The following is an 18,544-nucleotide window of genomic DNA, read 5'->3' on the forward strand; positions in this document are numbered from 1 at the left end:
CTCGCTAGGGCAAGCATACCGCTATGCCCGACATGCCCATCATCCGTCTCGGAACCCGTCAGTCACCGCTCGCCATGGCGCAGGCTCGCGAAACGCGCATGCGGCTCTGCGCGGCGCATGGCTGGGACGATGACGCTGTCGAACTCGTGCCCGTGGTCGCCAGCGGCGACCGCATCCAGGATCGCCCGCTGGCCGAGATCGGCGGCAAGGCGCTGTGGACGCGCGAGCTCGATTTCTGGCTGGCCGAGGGGCGGATCGACGCGGCGGTCCATTCGATGAAGGATGTCGAAACCATCCGGCCTGCCGAACTCCATATCGCCGCCATCCTGCCGCGCGCGGACAAGGCCGATCGGCTGCTGGGGGCGATTTCAATCGATGCGATCCCGCAAGGCGCGCTCGTCGGCACGAGCGCTCCGCGACGGGCAGCGCAATTGCTCCACCGGCGGCCCGATCTCAAGGTTGCAAGCATTCGCGGAAACGTTGCGACGCGGATGGCCAAGCTTGAAGCGGGCGAGGCGGATGCAACCTTCCTTGCAGCGGCCGGACTCGATCGGCTGGGCGAGGGCGAAATCGGTGTCCGGCTCGATCCGGAAGAGTGGCTGCCCGCTCCGGCACAGGGCGCGATCGGCCTCGAATGTCGCAGGGAAGACATGCGAACGCGTGAGCTTCTCGCGGCAATCGACCATGGGCCGAGCCACGCGGAGGTGCTCGCCGAACGCCATCTACTAGCAGGGCTCGGCGGTGGCTGCAGCAGCCCGATCGCGGCGCTGACCCGGACCGAGGGCGAAAAGTTGCATCTTTCCGCAGCGATTTTCAGCAGTGATGGAAGCGAGCGGATCGCCGACGAGGCGCGATTTGCCGCCGGCGATTCCGATGCCCCGCGCGACCTTGCACGGCGCTTGCTCGCGGCGGCCTCGCCCGCCACCCGCGCGCTGTTCGAAGGTCCGGCATGAAGCCGCTGATGCTGCTGCGGCCCGAACCGGGTTTCGGCGTTTCCGCCGAGACCGCACGCGAGATGGGGATGGAGGTCATCGGCGGCCCATTGTTCTCGATCGAGCCAGTGGCCTGGGACCCGCCGGAAAGTGACGCGTTCGACGGCCTGCTGATCGGCAGCGCCAACGCCTTGCGTCATGGCGGCGAGGCGCTCGAACGCTATGCCCGCCTGCCTGTCCATGTCGTGGGCGAGGCAACGGCAGACGCGGTGCGCGCAGCTGGCATGCTGGTCGGCCAGATCGGTCGTGGCGGCCTGCAATCGCTGCTCGACCGGCTTGCGGGCCGGACCCTGCGCCTGCTGCGGCTGGCAGGGGAAGACCGCGTCGCGCTGACCGCGCCCGAGGGCATTACGCTGGAGACGCGCACTGTCTACCACGCAGTGCCCGAGGAGGTGGCTGACGCGGAAAAGCTCCGCACCGATGCGGTCGTGGCTCTCCATTCGGGTGCCGCGGCGACGCGGTTCGCGTCCGAAATCGACCGGCTCGGCATAGACCGCTCCCCGATCGCAATTGCGGCGATCGGTCCGCGCGTGGCCGAGATGGTCGGCAGTGGCTGGCAATCCGTCCACATCGCAAAGGCGCCCGACGATGCGCAGCTACTGGCCTTGGCCAGATCTTTGTGCCAAGATTCCGCCTGACAGGGATGGGTCGCCCGGAGAATACAGGGTGCACGGGTCGCAGAACGGAAGTCGATGAAAGAATTCAACAGCACCTTGCGCAAGGGGCCGTCGGTCAAGCCCGTGCTGGCAGCCGTCGTCGCCTCCTTCCTGCTTGGCGGCGCTCTGGCTGGCTACGTTGTCTACAAGATGCAGGACGAGGGCGAGGCTACGACGGTGGCTGAGCCCGAGGCGCGGGCCACCTCGCTGGCCAGTGCGATACCAGCTTCGCCCACGCCCAGCCCGACGGCCACCTCCAGCCAGGCGGCGGAGCGGGCAGTTGCGCGGGTAGAGGAACAGCAAGGCGGGATCGATCAGCGCCTTGCCGCTGCCGAACAACGCCTTGCGCGGCTCGACCTGCAGGCACAAGCGGCGGCGGGGAACGCAGCACGAGCCGAAGGACTGCTTATCGCCTTCGCTACGCGCCGCGCGCTGGAAAAAGGCGCGGAACTCGGTTTTCTCGCCGACCAGCTTCGCCTGCGCTTCGGCGACGCCATGCCCAATGCGGTCGACACGCTGATCCGTGCGAGCCGCAATCCGGTGACGCTCGACGTGTTGATCGCCCGGTTGGAAGGGCTGGCACCGCGCCTCGCGGAACCCTCGCGGGAAACCGGCTTCGCGCGATTGCAGGAAGAACTATCGCAGCTTTTCGTCATCCGCAGCGAGAGCGCGCCATCCCCGCAGCCCCAACGGCGCCTGGAACGGGCGCGCCTGTTCCTCGAAAGCGGACGAACCGAAGCGGCGATTGCGGAAGTGCGTAACCTGCCGGGGGTCAGCAATGCGCAGAGCTGGCTGCGCGACGCGGAACGCTATGCAGCGATGCAGCAGGCTCTCGACCTGATCGAGACGGCCGCCGTGCTCGAACCGCGCCGGTTGCGCGACGGGGCGGGCAATCGCATCGAACAGCCCAGCCCGGTCGAGGAATAGATCAGGCCTTCAGCATCTCGGGCAAGTCGCCGGAAATGCCGCGCGCCTCGTCCATGAAGAAACGCTTGAGCCAGCCCGAGCGCTGGATGCCCGCCATGCCGGCGCGCCGCACGGCACTCGCAGCCTTGCCCGGCACGCCGAATATTCGGGTCAGGCCGTCGGTTGCGCCCATCACCATCAACCCGTCCAGCGCGCGCCATTCCTCGTATTTCTTCAACACCTGCCGGTCGCCGAGATCGAGGCCGAGCCGCAGTGCCTCGTCCAGCACTTCGACTAGCGCGCCCACATCGCGCAGGCCAAGATTAAGCCCCTGCCCGGCAATCGGGTGCATGCCGTGCGCACTGTCCCCGACCAGTGCCAACCGGTCGTCGACGATCCTGGCGGTATGCTGGAAGCTGAGGGGATAGGACGAGCGCCCGCTATTGAGCGACAACTCGCCGAGCAGGTCGCCCATGCGTTTCTGCACTTCGGCGAGAAATGCGCGGTCGGACAGTTTGAGGACCGCTGCCGCATCCTTTTCGTCCACCGTCCAGACCAGCGCGCTACGATGCGCGCCGTCGGGCCCGTCCAGCATGGGGAGGAGGGCGAAGGGGCCTTCGGGATAGAAGATTTCCCACGCCACATTGTCATGCGACCGGCTGTGTCGGAGGCCGGAAATGATTGCCCGGTGGCTGTAATCCCAGGCGGCCATCTTGAGCCCGGCATCCTCACGTGAAGGCGAACCGCGTCCCTCGGCGCCCACCATCAGCGCGGCCTTGAGCACCGTGCCATCCCCCAGCGTCGCGGAAACGCCGAATTCGCCGCGCGTTCGCTTCACCACCTCGACCGGCGCGTGCCAGGCGATCAGCGGTTCTTGTCGCGCGGCTTCATGCAGGGCGAGGCGAAGCTGGCGATTGGCGAACATGCGGCCCAGCGTGCCCTCATGCGGTTCGGGCCTGAAATCGAGCCGACCGCGCTTCATCTGGTCCAGCACCGCGATCGCAGCGATGTCGCAGCCATGCGGTTCGAGCGTCTTCTCAAGACCGATCCTGCGGAACAGGCGCCAGCTCGCAGTCGAGATTGCCGAGGCCCGTCCGTCGAAACCCTCGGCTGTCAAATCGGCAGGATCGGCGCGATCCACGAGATGGCTCGAAATGCCCTTGCTCGCCGCAGCCAGTGCCAGCGTCATGCCGACCAGTCCTCCGCCGAGGATCAGGAGGTCGCGGGTTTCGTCTGCTTGTGTCACCTTGATGCGCCTCGTTGCGAATGCCCTGTCATGCCCCTAGATGCGCATCCGTGGACGAAGCAAGGACTATGACCGGTTTGCGCCGCCTTCTGGCAGTCTTGCTGATGGCGCTGGCCGCGCTTTCCGCGAGCCCCGCGCTGGCGCAATCGCAGCTTGGCGGGCCGAACGACATCGCAGTCGAACTATTCGCCGATCGCCAGCAGGCGGGCGAAGGTGGGACTACGAAGATGACCGTCGCCCTGCATTTCACGCCGCGAGCACCCGAATGGCATGGATACTGGTCCAATCCCGGTGATGCGGGCCTCGGCATGCAGGTCGACTGGTCGTGGCCAGACGAATGGTTCGGAGCGGCGCTCTATCCTCTGCCCAGCCGCCTCGTGATCGGCGACCTGATGAACCATATTTACGAGGGCGAATATGCCGTCCTCTACGAAGTCGCGATTCCCGCCGGTATCGATGTGTCGGCGCTCGAGCCTCTGTCGGCGAAGGTCGACTATCTTGCCTGCACCGACACGATCTGCGTCCCGCAAACGGCCGATGTGACTCTCAATCCCGGCCGCATCACACCTGCGCGGATCGACGACTGGCGCGCCGACATAGTCCCGCCGCTCGGCAGCGCGGCAGGCTTCGAGTTCGCCGGGGACCGCCTGCGGATCGGCATACCCCTGCCGGCTGCAAGCGCGCTGGGCGATGCACATGTCTTCGTCGAGACCGACGAAATCGGGGCCGGCCGCGCGGTTGCCTATACCGGGGTCCAGACCTTCATCCGCGAAGGCGATCTGTTGGTGGCGGAGATCCCCTTGCGTTCCCTGCCCGGGACAAACGCCGGGTCCGCTGAAAGCGCGGCTCGGATCGAGGGCATTCTCGACCTCGGAACCGGGCGCGGGGTACGCTTCGCCGCGCAGGCGGCGGATGTCCCGCTGGAAGGTGTCAAGCCGATCCGCGGCGCGGCCACGCCCACTTTGTGGCAATTGCTGCTGGCGGCGCTGGCAGGCGGGTTGTTGCTCAACATCATGCCCTGCGTATTCCCGATCCTCAGCCTCAAGGCACTGGCGCTGGCCAAGGCCGGCGGCGCCGAGCGCGCGGCCCGGACCGATGCCTTGGCCTATACCGCCGGGGTGATGATGGCGTGCGGCGCGCTTGGCCTGACGATCCTCGCGCTCCGATCCGCGGGGGAGCAAATCGGCTGGGCCTTCCAGCTGCAGGAACCGGTGGTCGTCGTCGCGCTGCTCTTTTTGGCGCTCGCGATAACAGCGAATTTCCTTGGCCTGTTCGAGGTGCCCGGCCTTGCCGTCTCCGGGCGCGGCCCTTCACGCGGGGGATCCTTTGCGACCGGGTTGCTGGCGGCCTTCGTTGCGACGCCGTGCACCGGACCATTCATGGCACTGGCGCTCGGCGCGGCGCTGGTCATCCCGCCGCTCGACGGGCTGCTCGTGTTCCTTGCGCTCGGGCTGGGGCTTGCCTTGCCGTTCCTGCTGATCGGTTTCGTGCCCGGCCTGCGCCGCCGCCTGCCGCAGCCGGGGCCTTGGATGGAGCGCTTCCGCCGCTGGATGGCGCTACCGATGGGACTGACCGCGCTGGCGCTCGCATGGCTCGTGTGGCGGCTCGGGGGATGGGAGTTTCTGGCGCTCGTCAGCGTGCTGGCGCTCTTGTGCCTTGCCGGACTGGCGCTGGTCGGACTCTTTCAGCGTCGCGGACGGGCGGGACCGGGCCTTGTCGCGCTATCCTTGCTTGCCGTGCTGAGCCTGGGGTTCGCCTTGCTGCCGACACCGCAATCGCAGGCGCGGGCGAGTGAAAGCATTCTCGATCCCGTTCCCTTTTCTGATGCGGAACTGGCCTCGGCGCGGGCGACGGGGCAACCGGTGTTCGTCTGGTTCACCGCCGACTGGTGCGTAACCTGCAAGGTGAATGAGAGCGTGGCGATCGAACGGGAGAGCACACGCGCCGCTTTCGAGGAAGCCGGCGTAATCGCGATGCGGGCCGACTGGACGCGCCGGGATGAGGAGATTTCGCGCATGCTTACGCGGCAGGGGGCGGCGGGCGTACCGCTCTATCTGTGGTACGCGCCCGGCAGCGATGCCGAGCAATTGCCGCAGGTCCTTACGCCGGATCTTCTGGAAGCAAGGGCTCGGGCGTCGCAATAGGCTCGGGGTCGGGCAAAGCCGCGGCTCGGCAGCGCTCGACCAACTCGCCCGGAACGGCGCTGGGATTAAGGATCAGGCTGCCGGCTCCCGGTACAGTCGCTTCTACCTGCCGCGGACCGGTCAGCACGTCGAGCGCGGGATCGGCAGCTTCTGTCGCGCCTTCCCATCGCCATATATCGCCGCGTTCGGTGGCATCGATCTTGAGGCGCGAGACATGGCCATTGCCAATCAGCGCGAGGATCGCTTTCGCGCCCGCATCCGCCTTGGCGAACCGGGTAAAGGCGATCAGCGGCAGGCCACCCTGATCGACGCATTCAAGCGCGAAGAGCGGTCGCTCACCGGGCTTGCCGTACAATAGGCGATCGGTATTTTCGGCTGCCGCCCACACCGCGCCCGCAGTATCTGGGGATGCGATCGGTTCGGACGGCCCTTCGGCGCGCGGCGCGATGCGCGAGCGTTCGGAATATTCGTCCGAAGCGGGCGGCTGACAGGCGGCAATCGCCAGCATCAGGCAGGGAAGGATGGCGACACGCATCGGCAGCCTGTTCGATAGTTTCACGCGGGCGGGCAAGGGGGCGCGCCGCTTATCCCCGACACGATCGATCAGGGCTTTCCGCCCATGCGCTTGTACCGCGTCTTGCCGTACCGGGTCTTGCGCGTGCCGGGACGTCCGGCGTCGCTGCGACCGACTCTGGGAGCCTTGTGCTCGCCTTCAGGCAGGCCGAGTTCGTCATTCTCCAGCCGGCGGATTTCGTCGCGCAGGCGGCCCGCTTCCTCGAATTCGAGATCGGCAGCCGCGGTACGCATGCGCTTTTCGAGATCCTCGATATAGGCGCGTAGATTGTGGCCGACGAGGTTGTTGCGTTCGTCGTCGCCAGTGTCGACGGTGACACCGTCTTGCGCTGCGGTGTGCGCGACGATGTCGGCAATATTGCGCTTGATGGTTGTGGGCGTGATGCCGTGTTCTTCGTTATACGCCTTCTGTTTTTCGCGGCGGCGATCGGTTTCCGCCATTGCGCGCTCCATGCTGCCGGTGATCCGGTCCGCATAGAGGATCACGCGGCCTTCCACGTTCCGCGCGGCGCGCCCGATGGTCTGGACCAGGCTGGTTTCGCTGCGCAGGAAGCCTTCCTTGTCCGCGTCGAGGATGCACACCAGCCCGCATTCGGGAATGTCGAGGCCTTCGCGCAGCAGGTTGATACCCACCAGCACATCGTAGACGCCAAGGCGCAGGTCCCGGATCAGCTCGATACGTTCGAGCGTCTCCACGTCGGAGTGCATGTAGCGCACCTTCACGCCCGCTTCGTGCATGAATTCGGTGAGGTCTTCCGCCATCCGCTTGGTCAGCGTGGTGACCAGTGTGCGATAGCCCATCCTGGCGGTCTTCTTGCATTCCTCGATGCAATCCTGGACCTGATCCTCCACCGGCTTGATCTCTACCGGCGGATCGATGAGGCCAGTCGGCCGGATGACCTGTTCGGCAAAGACGCCGCCGGTCTGCTCCATTTCCCACGTGCCGGGCGTGGCGGACACGCAGAAGGTCTGCGGGCGCATCGCGTCCCATTCGTTGAAACGCAGCGGGCGGTTGTCGATGCAGCTCGGCAAGCGGAAGCCGTATTCGGCCAGAGTGATCTTGCGACGATGGTCCCCGCGCGCCATCGCGCCGACCTGCGGCACCGTCTGGTGGCTCTCGTCGACGAACAGAAGGGCGTTCTCGGGGAGGTATTCAAACAGTGTGGGCGGCGGTTCGCCGGGGAGGCGGCCAGTGAGGAAGCGGCTGTAATTCTCGATCCCCGCGCAAGAACCGGTGGCGGCGATCATCTCGAGATCGAAATTGGTACGTTGCTCCAGACGTTGGGCCTCCAGCAGGCGGCCTTCCTCGTGCAGTTCCTTGAGGCGTTCCTGCAGCTCGAACTTGATCGCCTCGGAAGCCTGTTTCATCGTCGGGCCGGGCGTGACGTAGTGCGAGTTTGCATAGACGCGCACCTTGTCGAGGCTCGCGCCTGTCTTGCCGGTGAGGGGGTCGAATTCGCTGATTTCCTCGATCTCGTCGCCGAAGAACGAAATGCGCCAGGCCATGTCTTCGTAGTGGCTCGGGAAGATCTCCAGATTGTCGCCGCGCACACGGAAATTGCCGCGCGCGAAGGCGGCATCGTTGCGCTTGTACTGGAGCGCGACGAGCTTGCGGATCAGCTCGCGCTGGTCGACTTGCGTATCCTTCTTGATGTCGAAAATCATGGCCGAATAGGTCTCGACAGAGCCGATACCGTAGAGGCACGAAACCGAGGCCACGATGATCACGTCGTCGCGTTCCAGTAGTGCGCGCGTGGCCGAATGGCGCATCCGGTCGATCGCCTCGTTCACCGAGCTTTCCTTCTCGATGTAGGTGTCGGACCGGGGCACGTAGGCTTCGGGCTGGTAGTAATCGTAATAGCTGACGAAATACTCGACCGCGTTTTCCGGGAAGAAGCTCTTGAACTCGCCATAGAGCTGCGCGGCGAGGATCTTGTTGGGGGCGAGGATCAGCGCGGGGCGCTGCAATTCCTCGATCACCTTGGCCATGGTGAAAGTCTTGCCGCTACCGGTGACGCCGAGGAGTGTCTGGGTGCGTTCGCCTTCGCGCGCCGCCTTCACCAGCTCGGCGATGGCGGTGGGCTGGTCGCCCGCGGGGGTATAGTCCGACACCAGCTTGAAGGGCTTGCCGCCCATCGATTTCTCTGGCCGAGCGGGTTTGTGAGGGACGAATTCGCCCGTGGTGTCGGGCTCTTCAAGGCCGCGGCGGATGACGAGACCGGTGTCGTGTTCGCTCATGCGCGCACATATGGGGAACGGGGCCGTCCTGATCAACGCCGCTTTGCGTTGGCAGGCGCGGCTGCTAGCGTTGGAGAAAGAAAGCGGGAGATGAAAAGATGCGAACTGTCCTGATTGCCGGTGCCGCAGCGCTCGGCCTGGCTGGCTGCGGTGGCGGCACGAGCGCGGACGCCGATGGCGACGGCGAGATCACCAGCGCCGAGGTCGCTGAAAAGGCGGAAGAGATGGTGAAGCCCGAGGCCGGACAATATCGCGCGACGAGCGAGCTGGTCGAGCTCGAGGCGCCGGGCGCCCCGCCGCAGGCGGTCGAGCTGATGCGCGGCATGATGGACAATAGCTTCGAGTATTGCCTGACGCAGGAGGAAGCCGATCGCGGTTTCGAGGAAATGGCGCGGGAATCGCAGGATTCCAACTGCACATTCGAAAAGTTCGACGTGAACGGCAGCGCGATCGACGCTGCCATGACTTGTACCGGCGATGGGCAGGGCACGATGCGGATGACCATGCAGGGCACGGGCGGTCGGACCTCTTCCGAAATGACGATGACCATGGTCGGCAATGTCGCCGGGCAGGGCGAGGGCCGGATGGTCATGAAGACCAGCCACGAACGCATTGGCGATTGCCCGGCCTGATCGGTCGCCTGACACGCACATGACAACATGACATTCGGGGCACGTTAAGACACTTCGCGCATTATGACGCGGTGATGGCAACGTTACCGTTCAAAGACACCAGCTTGCCCAGCCGCGAGGAGATTGCGCGCCGCTGGGCATTGGCGAAGGAGCCGTGCCCCGACGATGCCCGCGGCCCGCGGCTGAAGCTCTTGCTGCGCGAATTTCTCTGGCCGCTCGAGCCGCTGCGACGCCGGTTGCGCGAGCGTCTGGAGATCGCGCCCGCGCGGCATCCGAAAACGGTCATGCTGCTTCCCGGCTTCGGCGCCCATCCCATCCGCATGCGCTGGATGGCGCGGCGGCTGGAGGAAGCGGGCCACGTCGCCAAGCGTTGGGGCCTCGGCTACAATCTGGGCGCTACGGCGGACCGCTTCGAGCGCGTCGAGAAGCGCCTCGTCGCCTTGCATGGGCGGCATGGCGAGCCAATCGTGCTGATCGGCTGGAGCCTCGGCGGGGTGATGGCGCGCGAACTGGCCAAGAAGCATCCCGACAAGGTGGCCAAGGTCGTCACGATGGGGTCGCCCTTTTCCGGCAGCCCGCGCGCGAACAACGGCTGGCGCGCCTACCAGGCGATCGCGGGCCACCGGGTAGACGAGCCTGAAATCGATACTGTCGTGGCCGAAAAGCCGCCGGTGGAAACGGTCGCCATCTGGAGCCCGTGCGACGGCGTGGTGCATCCGCGCTCGGCCTGCGGGAAGCCCGGCGAACGCGATCGCACGGTCGCGGTGCGCTGTTCGCACATGGGTCTCGTGATGACCAATGAAGCGATGGCTGCGGTCCTCGCGGAACTTGACCGGGGCTGAAGGCTTCTATCCCTGTAGGGCGGCGGGATTCCAATCGCCGCGGCCGTTCTCCGGGGGACCATGACAGGCAACGCCGAATTCTTCGACGAAATGCACCGCGCCGAAGGTGGGGTGCGCGATGCCTACGACAAATATTGCGACTGGTTCGAAGAGCAGAAGACCAGTCTGTTGAAACGCAAGCACGCCGAGGCGGAGACCAATTTCCGCAAGACCGGTATCACCTTCAATGTCTATGGCGAGGATGAGGCCGAAGAACGGCTAATCCCGTTCGACATGGTGCCGCGGATTATCACCGCCGCCGAATGGCGCAAGCTGACCCGTGGTATCGAGCAGCGCGTGTCGGCGCTCAACGCCTTCATGCACGACCTTTACCATCGGCAGGAGATCATACGCGCAGGCCGCATTCCCGAACGCCTGTTCCGCAACAATGCCGCGTGGCTACCGCATATGGTCGGGTTCACCCCGCCCGGTGGGGTCTATACCCACATCGTCGGTATCGACTTGGTGCGAACCGGGCCCGACGAGTTCTACGTTCTCGAAGACAACGCCCGCACCCCGTCGGGTGTCAGCTACATGCTGGAAAATCGCGAGACGATGATGGCGATGTTTCCAGAGCTCTTCATGCGTGTTCCCGTCGAACAGGTGTCGGACTATCCGCGCCGGCTCGCCAAGAGCCTCGCCGCCTGCGCGCCAGACTGCACGGAAGGCAAGCCGACCGTCGCCGTGCTGACGCCTGGCATCTACAATTCCGCCTATTTCGAACATGCCTTTCTCGCCGACCAGATGGGCGCGGAACTGATCGAAGGCAGCGATCTCAGAGTAATGAACGGCCGCGTCGCGATGCGGACGACCAGCGGGTTCCAGCCGCTCGACGTGATCTATCGCCGGGTGGACGACGAATTTCTCGACCCCCTGACGTTCAACGAGGACAGCGTGCTTGGCGTGCCGGGAATCATGGACGTCTATCGCGCGGGCGGGGTGACCATCGCCAATGCGCCGGGCACCGGCGTCGCCGACGACAAGGCGATCTATTCCTTCATGCCCGAGATCGTCGAATTCTACACCGGCGAGAAACCGTTGCTGCCCAATGTCGAGACGCATCGCTGCGCTGACGAGGACACGCTGAAATACGTGCTCGACAACCTCGAGGAGCTGGTGGTCAAGGAGGTCCATGGTTCGGGCGGCTATGGCATGCTGATCGGGCCGGCGGCCTCGAAAAAGGAGCTCGACGAATTCCGCAAGAAGCTGGTCGACAAGCCCGAGAACTATATCGCCCAACCCACGCTATCGCTGTCGACGTGTCCGATCTTCACCAAGAAGGGGCTCGCGCCGCGCCACGTGGACTTGCGCCCGTTCGTCCTCGTTTCGCCGGACAAGGTGGACATCACTCCTGGCGGGTTGACCCGCGTTGCGCTGAAAGAGGGTTCGCTGGTCGTGAATTCGAGCCAGGGCGGCGGCACCAAGGATACATGGGTGCTCAAGGACTGATGGCAGGGGACCCGTCATGCTAGGTCGTACCGCCAACGGCCTCTTCTGGATGTTCCGCTATCTCGAGCGGGCAGAAAATACCGCGCGCCTGCTCGATGCCGGCTTGCGCATGGCGCTGACGCGCGATCTAGTGACCGCGGAAGAGGAATGGCGCTCGGTCATCGCCACCGCCGGACAGCAGCCCGGCTATGAGGCGAAACACGGCAGCTACACCGGCATGCAGACATGGAACTACATGCTGCGGGACAAGGACAACCCGGCCTCGATCCTCTCGATGTTCGGGCAGGTGCGCCAGAATGCGCGTCTTGCACGCAATGCCATCAGCGGCGAATTGTGGGAGGCGATCAACGAGAACTGGCTTCAGATCAAGGACCAGCTCAAGCGCCCGGTGCCCGAAAACCGCGTGCTCGACACCGTCGCGACGATCCGCCGGGCGGGCACGCTGGCGCATGGCGCGATGGAAGGTTCCATGCTGCGGGACGAGGGATATCACTTCGCCCAGGCCGGCGCCTATATCGAACGCGGCGACAGCGTGGCGCGCATTCTCGACATCAAATACTACCTGCTGCTGCCTTCGCTTTCCTATGTCGGCTCCAGCCTCGATACCGGCCAGTGGGATCAGGTGTTGCGCTCCGTTTCGGGCGATCGCGCCTATCGCTGGCTCAACGCCGGCCAGATCGATGCCCGCGGGATCTGTGAATTTCTAATCCTCGACGATTGCTTCCCGCGCAGCCTTGCCTTCTGCCACGCCGAATTGCGCAAGAACCTGGCGGCTCTGGCGCGGCTTCATGGTGGCGAAGGGGACAGCAATGCGCTGATGCGCGAGGCCGACATGCACCTTTCCGACATGACCATCGACCAGGTATTCGACCAGGGGCTGCACGAATTTCTGATCGATTTCATGTCCCGCAACGCTGCGATCGGCAATGCCATCGCGCAAGATTATCGGTTCCTTGCCTAATGCGCCTCTCTATTCGCCATACCACCCGCTATCGCTTCGAGACCCCCGTCGTCCACGCTCTCCAGCGCCTTCGCCTGACGCCCAAGGAGACGCAGGGACAGGAAATTCTCGAATGGGAGATGGAATACGAGAACGCGATCCCCGAACTGACTTACGAGGATCAGCACCACAACACGACGACGCTGGTGGCAGTCGAGAGCGGGGCGCAGGAAGTGCGCGTAACCTGCCACGGCAAGGTCGATACGCACGACCATGCCGGGGTTATCGGCCGCCATGCAGGCCATTTGCCCTTGTGGAGCTTTCATGGGCAGACGGCGCTCACTCGTCCCGGGCCGGGCATACGCAAGCTGCTGAAAGAGATTCAGCACGAGGATGAGGACGGACTCGACCGACTGCATCGCCTGTCCGCGACAATTCTCGAGCAGGTCGAATATCGCACGGGTACCACTAATTCGCGGACCAGTGCCGAGGAAGCCTTCGCCGCCGGGCAGGGCGTGTGCCAGGATCATGCTCATATCTTTATCGGCGCGGCCCGAGCGCTCGGCATTCCGGCGCGCTATGTCAGCGGCTATCTGATGATGAATGATCGCGTCGAGCAGGAGGCTGGCCATGCCTGGGCCGAAGCTCATGTCGAGGGGCTCGGCTGGGTCGGCTTTGACATATCCAACGGCATCAGCCCCGATGCGCGCTATGTCCGGGTGGCCACGGGACGCGACTATCGCGATGCTGCGCCAGTGACGGGCATCAGCTTCGGAAGCACCTCGACCGTATTGGAGGTGGACGTAGCGGTCGAACAGCAGCAAATGCCCCAGCAGCAGTAATCGCCGGGAAGCGGAATTTATGACCTATTGCGTGGGAATGGTGCTCGACAAGGGCCTCGTCCTGATGAGCGACACGCGGACCAATTCGGGCGTCGACAATATTTCGGTGTTTCGGAAGATGTTCACCTGGCAGGTGCCGGGCGAGCGTATCATCACCGTGATGACCGCCGGGAATCTCGCCACTACCCAGGCCGTGGTAAGCATGCTGGAGGAACGAACGAAGGAGCCCGAGGATCGCGACAACATCCTTCTCAAGTCGCCTTCCATGTTCAAGGTAGCAACGCAAATCGGCCGTCTGCTGCGCGCGACCATCGCCGAGCGGCAGGGGGCGAATGGCCCGCGCGGTCAGGGCAAATTTACTGCCTCGGTAATCGTCGCTGGTCAGATCAAGGGCATGGAGCCGCGCCTGTTCATGGTCTATCCGGAGGGCAATTTCATCGAGGCCAGCCTCGACACGCCGTTTTTCCAGATTGGCGAGACCAAGTATGGCCGCCCGATCATCATCCGCGGTTACGACCGCGAGATGAGCCTCGAGGATGGGGTCAAGCTGCTGATGGTAAGCTTCGATTCGACCCTGAAGGCAAACCTTTCGGTGGGCCTGCCGCTGGATTTGCAGGTCATCGCGCGGGATACTTACGAACCCAAGCACGAACACCGCGTGAATCAGGACGATCCCTACTTCCAGGCTATCTCGTCAGGATGGGGCGACGCACTGAAACATGCCTTTCATTCGCTACCCGATTACAGTTTCTATCGCGGAACCGGTCAGGACTAGGTCCAAAACGGAGGCTTTGCGCCCCTCGACGATAGGGCTTTTTCGCCCCTTTCTACATTCGTAACACTCCGAATAGGTAGTAACCCGAATTACGCGATTTTGCGAATTGCGTCATGCATTTGTGCATGGAACAGCGCCAGTCTCTTCACATCGTCGGCGGCTCCAGCCGCTCCCGCGCCGAACAATCCCACCTGGGCTTCACGCTCGGCCATCATTGCGAAGTCTATGCCAGCATCGGTGAGTTGACCGAGCGGCCGCCGGAACATGGCATCGTGCTCGCGTTCGACGACCCGGCCGAAGGTGGGGTGGCGCGAGTGCTGCGTGCGATGTCGATCATCGGCAAGTGGCTGCCGGTCGTCGGTACGTCCTTTGATCCGCGCCCGACCTGCGTGGTGGAAGCCATCAAGGCCGGTGCGCTCGATTATCTGCGGCTGCCGCTGGAGCGCGAGCGCTTTTCGACGGCCATTGCCCGGATCGGCAGCGAGGCGGATGCCTACGCCGAAAGCCGGCGCAAGACCGCCGAGGCGCGCAATCGCATCTCCGCCCTGTCACCCCGCGAACGCGAAGTGCTCGACTGGCTGGCCGAGGGCTGCAGCAACAAGATGATTGCGCGGGAACTCGAAATCAGTCCGCGGACGGTCGAAATCCATCGTGCCAACATGATGGCGAAGCTGGGGGCCGATCATCCGAGCCAGGCGGTGCGGCTGCGGCTCGAGGCACAACTCGACGGTAGCGCGCGAGTGCGGGCCCGCTGATCGCGCCCGACTTGCGCGATCCTCAGCGGCAATAGGACCCCTGGCCGAATTCCAGATGCAAGTGGTCGGCATGGGCGGCGTTGTAATCTGGGCCGAGCACGGTCCCGAACCGCTTGCAGGCACTTTCATGCACCGTCCGCAGGAATTCGCGTTCGCGCCGCGAGGCGTTCCAGCCGTCCTTCACCGATATGCGCTGGCCGTTTGCGAGCACGAAGCCCGAAACGTCGATCGCTTCCGCGCGGGCATGCGCGGACCGCCGACCGGTCCCGGCAACATTGCGGCAGGAATAGCTTCCGAATGTCTCGATCCGCGCCAGCGGGCTGCCAAGGATCTGGCGTGCCGCGCGATCCACCCCGTAGCGAGCCCAGCCGGCCAGCGTATTGGCTGCCGGACAGGCAAGCGGTCCGAGATTGGTTACGGCGAAGCTGGTGTCGTCGCCGCCGATTCCATCCAGCCTGACGGTGTTGAGATTGGAACATCCGGCACCGTAGAAACGATCGGGCAGGGCGGCGAACAGGCTGCCCGTCTTGCCGAGTTCGGCGTGGCACTGGCGCGCCTGCGGCCCTGCTTGCGCGATGCTGGGCATTGCGGCCTGCGCGGGCGCGCGGCGGGTCGTCTGACTATCGGGAACAGCGCCGCATCCTGCCACCAACAGGAGGAGAGGAGAGAGTATGGCAGGATGCGAACGCATGCCTGCGAGTATCGCGAAACATGGTTAACGTAATGCTAACCTGGCGATTTGCGGGTCAGGCGGTGCTGGCTACGGGTTTGCCGGCAGTCGCCTTGCTTACCACGACAATCGCGAGCCAGGCGGCGAGGAAGCCGGGTACGATCTCGTAAAGACCGCCATCGAAGCCAGGCAGGGCCGCATTCCAGCCGAGCGCGATCCACGCCATCACCACGCCTGCGCCCGTGACAAGCCCGGCGAGTGCGCCGGCGCCGGTCATGCGGTCCCAGGTCAGCGACAGGATGATCAATGGACCAAAGGCTGCGCCGAAACCCGCCCAGGCGTTGGATACGAGGCCGAGGACCTGGCTTTCGGGATCGCTGGCAATCACGATGGCCGCCAGCGCGACCAGCGCGACACAGATGCGGCCGACGTTCACGCTCTCCCGCTCGCTCGCCTGCTTGCGGAAGAAGAGCTTGTAGAAATCCTCGGTAAGTGACGATGAAGCGACCAGCAATTGCGAACTGATGGTGGACATGATCGCGGCCAGCAGCGCGGCCAGCAGGAAGCCTGTTATGACGGGATGGAACAGGAGGTTCGCCAGCACGATGAAGATGGTCTCGGGATTGTCGATCGCGAGTCCGTTGCGCTCCACATAGGCGCGGCCCGCGATGCCGATGCCGATCGAACCGAGCAGCGCGACGCCCATCCAGGTCATGCCGATATTGCGCGCCGTCCTCACTTTCTCGACCGTGTCGATCGCCATGAAGCGCACGATGATGTGTGGCTGACCGAAATAGCCGAAGCCCCAGGTGACCGCGCTGATGAAGCCCAGAACAGTCAATCCCTGCGTCAGGCTGAGAAAGCCTTCGACCGGTACCTCGGTCAGCGAACCCCCGGCTTCACCGCCCGCGCCGAACATGACGACCAGCGGCATCAGCACCAAGGCGACGACCATGATGCATCCTTGTACGAAGTCGGTCAGGCTGACGGCGAGAAAGCCGCCGACCATGGTATAGGCGAGCACCACCAGAGCGGTGATCCAGATGCCCATCATGTAGTCGCTCATCCCGGCATCGGGCAGCACGCCTGCAAAGCTCGTTTCGAACAGCAGCCCCCCGCCGACGAGGCCGGCCGCCGTGTATACCGCGAAGAACACGACCACGATCAATGCGCTGGCGACGCGCAGCGCCACGGCCTTTTCGGGGAACCGATTGGCGAGAAATTCCGGAATGGTCAGCGCATTGCCATAACTCTCGGTCTGTTCGCGCAAGCGCGGGGCAACCACGATCCAGTTGACGAGGGCGCCGACGAACAGGCCGATACCTATCCACGCTTCGACCAGCCCGCTGGCATATAGCGCGCCGGGCAAGCCTAGGAGGAGCCAGCCGCTCATGTCGGATGCACCGGCTGACAGCGCCGCAACCGCGGGGTGCAGATTGCGTCCAGCGAGGAGATAGCCCTCGCTGGTGTCGGTCGACCGCTTCCAGGCCCACAGGCCGATCGCGATCATCAAAACGAAATAGAGGGCAAGGCTGACGAGTGTTCCGGTTTGCATGCGCGGGCAGGTAACAAATGCAACCGGCTCTGGCCACACCCTCTCGAAAGCGCGCCTTGCGCAGCGTCAAAAGTGCAGGCAGGCGAGGGCGCAGCACCATGCGCAAGGGGATGGAACGGGTGAAGCTGGAAGTCTGGCACAATCTCGCATGGTCGCGATACAAGGCGGGTGTATTCTCGGCACTCGCTTCGCTGGCGACAGGGCGGGGCGATATCGTGCATATCACGCAGATCGCTCTCACCGATAGCCAGCGTGCGGCGCTGTCCGACACGCGAACCGAGCAGATCCCCTATCCACACGAAATCCTCTACCGTTCCCACTACGATGAGATTTCGCGGCTGCAACTATACCGCGATGTTGCTCGGCGAGCGTGGCAAACCGAAGCCGACATCACCTTCATCGCCGGCGTGGATCGACCAGAATATTGGATTCAGGCCGTGATCCTCGCCCTACGTGGGCGAAAGCGAGCGGTATTTTTCGATTCCACCCGGCTCGACAAGCCGCCCAGCCTCATGCGTCACCTGGCCAAGCGGTTGTTCTTCAGCCTGGTACCCTGGACCTTGTCCTATGGCGAGCGGGCTAGAGCCAATGCCATTTCGCTAGGCGTGTCGCCGAACCGTGCTTTGCTGCGACCGCAGGCGGCCTATCTCCCGCCGGATTACGATCTGCGCGAGATACCCCGGCTCCGGCAGGAGCGACGCGATCCTGCAACACAGACAGTTCTCTACGTCGGCCGCCTATCGCCGGAAAAGCGGGTTGATGTGCTGATTGAAGGCTTTGCAGAATACCAAGCGTCCTATCCGGCCGCCAACTTGCGCATCGTCGGTGCTGGCCCGGAGGAGAAGCGATTAAGGCATTTGGCGCAGGCGTCCGGTGCTGGGGATGCGCTCCACTTCGTGGGTTCGCTGCAGGATGATGCGCTGGTCGACGAGTATCTCGGTGCCGATGTGCTGGTGTTGCCGAGTCACAGTGAGCCGTGGGGCCTCGTGGTCAACGAGGCACTCCACTACGGTTGCCCGGTCATCGTATCCGACCGCTGTGGCTGCGTTCCGGAGCTCGTTGAAGGGGCCCCGTGCGGCCTCGTCATCCCAAGCGGCGATCCGGTTGCCGTCGCCCGCGCCCTCGCGCTGGCGCAAACGCGGTTTGCCGACAGGGAAACGGTCGCCCAAGCATGCCTCGCCACAATTGGGCCCTATAGCGCGGAAGCGGCGGCCCGGAAGATCATCGATGCGGCAGATCTGATCACTGACGCGTCGTCTGAGGCCTGAAGCGTAGGCGGGCACCTTCGCT

The 18,544-nt window shown here is 64.3% G+C and carries 17 protein-coding genes; 12 read left to right on the plus strand and 5 right to left on the minus strand.

Annotated features, from left to right (window positions below; genetic code table 11):
- The first annotated feature begins 23 nt into the window (after positions 1-23).
- The 3 genes from hemC to P8Q88_RS02180 are packed head-to-tail and all read left to right on the plus strand — an operon-like array spanning position 24 to position 2,575.
- Positions 24-953, plus strand: a complete 930-nt coding sequence (gene hemC, locus P8Q88_RS02170) for a hydroxymethylbilane synthase (RefSeq protein ID WP_278322183.1) — start codon at positions 24-26, stop codon at positions 951-953.
- Positions 950-1,630 (plus strand): uroporphyrinogen-III synthase, encoded by a 681-nt coding sequence (locus P8Q88_RS02175; RefSeq protein ID WP_278322184.1) that lies wholly within the window; start codon positions 950-952, stop codon positions 1,628-1,630. Before hemC ends, P8Q88_RS02175 begins: the two co-directional genes overlap by 4 nt.
- A gap of 54 nt (positions 1,631-1,684) precedes the next feature.
- Positions 1,685-2,575, plus strand: coding sequence for an MICOS complex subunit MIC60 (locus P8Q88_RS02180; protein WP_278322185.1), 891 nt, complete (start codon positions 1,685-1,687; stop codon positions 2,573-2,575).
- A 1-nt stretch (position 2,576) separates the two neighbouring features.
- Here P8Q88_RS02180 and P8Q88_RS02185 read toward each other — a convergent pair whose 3' ends face one another.
- A complete protein-coding gene (locus P8Q88_RS02185; protein WP_278322186.1) occupies positions 2,577-3,800 on the minus strand; it encodes an FAD-dependent monooxygenase in 1,224 nt (407 codons plus the stop codon).
- Positions 3,801-3,868: 68 nt separating this feature from the next.
- On the opposite strand from P8Q88_RS02185, the gene P8Q88_RS02190 reads away from it, so the two are divergent.
- Complete coding sequence (locus tag P8Q88_RS02190; RefSeq protein WP_278322187.1) at positions 3,869-5,944, plus strand: protein-disulfide reductase DsbD family protein; 2,076 nt, start codon at positions 3,869-3,871, stop codon at positions 5,942-5,944.
- Here P8Q88_RS02190 and P8Q88_RS02195 read toward each other — a convergent pair.
- Both P8Q88_RS02195 and uvrB read right to left on the minus strand, forming a co-directional pair.
- Entirely contained in the window at positions 5,901-6,479 is a 579-nt protein-coding gene (locus tag P8Q88_RS02195; RefSeq protein ID WP_278322188.1) for a hypothetical protein, read from the minus strand. The two genes, P8Q88_RS02190 and P8Q88_RS02195, sit on opposite strands and share 44 nt — an antisense overlap.
- 68 nt (positions 6,480-6,547) lie before the next feature.
- On the minus strand, positions 6,548-8,755 hold the full coding sequence (gene uvrB, locus P8Q88_RS02200) for an excinuclease ABC subunit UvrB (protein ID WP_278322189.1): 2,208 nt from the start codon (positions 8,753-8,755) through the stop codon (positions 6,548-6,550).
- Between the two features lie 98 nt (positions 8,756-8,853).
- Between uvrB and P8Q88_RS02205 the strand changes: the two genes are divergently transcribed.
- From P8Q88_RS02205 to P8Q88_RS02235, 7 genes are all read left to right on the plus strand, one after another.
- The gene (locus P8Q88_RS02205; protein WP_278322190.1) at positions 8,854-9,387 is read left to right on the plus strand and encodes a DUF3617 domain-containing protein; all 534 of its coding nucleotides are present in this window, start codon (positions 8,854-8,856) and stop codon (positions 9,385-9,387) included.
- Positions 9,388-9,461: 74 nt separating this feature from the next.
- A complete protein-coding gene (locus P8Q88_RS02210; protein ID WP_278322191.1) occupies positions 9,462-10,229 on the plus strand; it encodes an esterase/lipase family protein in 768 nt (255 codons plus the stop codon).
- Between the two features lie 60 nt (positions 10,230-10,289).
- A complete protein-coding gene (locus P8Q88_RS02215; protein WP_278322192.1) occupies positions 10,290-11,717 on the plus strand; it encodes a circularly permuted type 2 ATP-grasp protein in 1,428 nt (475 codons plus the stop codon).
- A gap of 16 nt (positions 11,718-11,733) precedes the next feature.
- Positions 11,734-12,678, plus strand: a complete 945-nt coding sequence (locus P8Q88_RS02220) for an alpha-E domain-containing protein (protein WP_278322193.1) — start codon at positions 11,734-11,736, stop codon at positions 12,676-12,678.
- Positions 12,678-13,499 carry a transglutaminase family protein gene (locus P8Q88_RS02225; protein WP_278322194.1) on the plus strand — a complete coding sequence of 274 codons (822 nt, stop codon included), beginning with the start codon at positions 12,678-12,680 and terminating at the stop codon, positions 13,497-13,499. Before P8Q88_RS02220 ends, P8Q88_RS02225 begins: the two co-directional genes overlap by 1 nt.
- 19 nt (positions 13,500-13,518) lie before the next feature.
- A complete protein-coding gene (locus P8Q88_RS02230) occupies positions 13,519-14,274 on the plus strand; it encodes a proteasome-type protease (RefSeq protein ID WP_278322195.1) in 756 nt (251 codons plus the stop codon).
- Between the two features lie 125 nt (positions 14,275-14,399).
- Positions 14,400-15,029, plus strand: coding sequence for a response regulator transcription factor (locus tag P8Q88_RS02235; protein WP_278322196.1), 630 nt, complete (start codon positions 14,400-14,402; stop codon positions 15,027-15,029).
- Positions 15,030-15,051: 22 nt separating this feature from the next.
- Here the strand turns inward: P8Q88_RS02235 and P8Q88_RS02240 are convergent, their stop codons facing one another.
- Positions 15,052-15,720, minus strand: coding sequence for an extensin-like domain-containing protein (locus P8Q88_RS02240; RefSeq protein ID WP_278322197.1), 669 nt, complete (start codon positions 15,718-15,720; stop codon positions 15,052-15,054).
- A gap of 55 nt (positions 15,721-15,775) precedes the next feature.
- Entirely contained in the window at positions 15,776-17,254 is a 1,479-nt protein-coding gene (gene putP / locus P8Q88_RS02245; protein WP_278322198.1) for a sodium/proline symporter PutP, read from the minus strand.
- A gap of 98 nt (positions 17,255-17,352) precedes the next feature.
- On the opposite strand from putP, the gene P8Q88_RS02250 reads away from it, so the two are divergent.
- Positions 17,353-18,522, plus strand: a complete 1,170-nt coding sequence (locus P8Q88_RS02250) for a glycosyltransferase (RefSeq protein ID WP_278322199.1) — start codon at positions 17,353-17,355, stop codon at positions 18,520-18,522.
- Positions 18,523-18,544: the final 22 nt, after the last annotated feature.

The organism is Qipengyuania marincola, from assembly GCF_029688625.1.
GTDB lineage: Bacteria > Pseudomonadota > Alphaproteobacteria > Sphingomonadales > Sphingomonadaceae > Qipengyuania.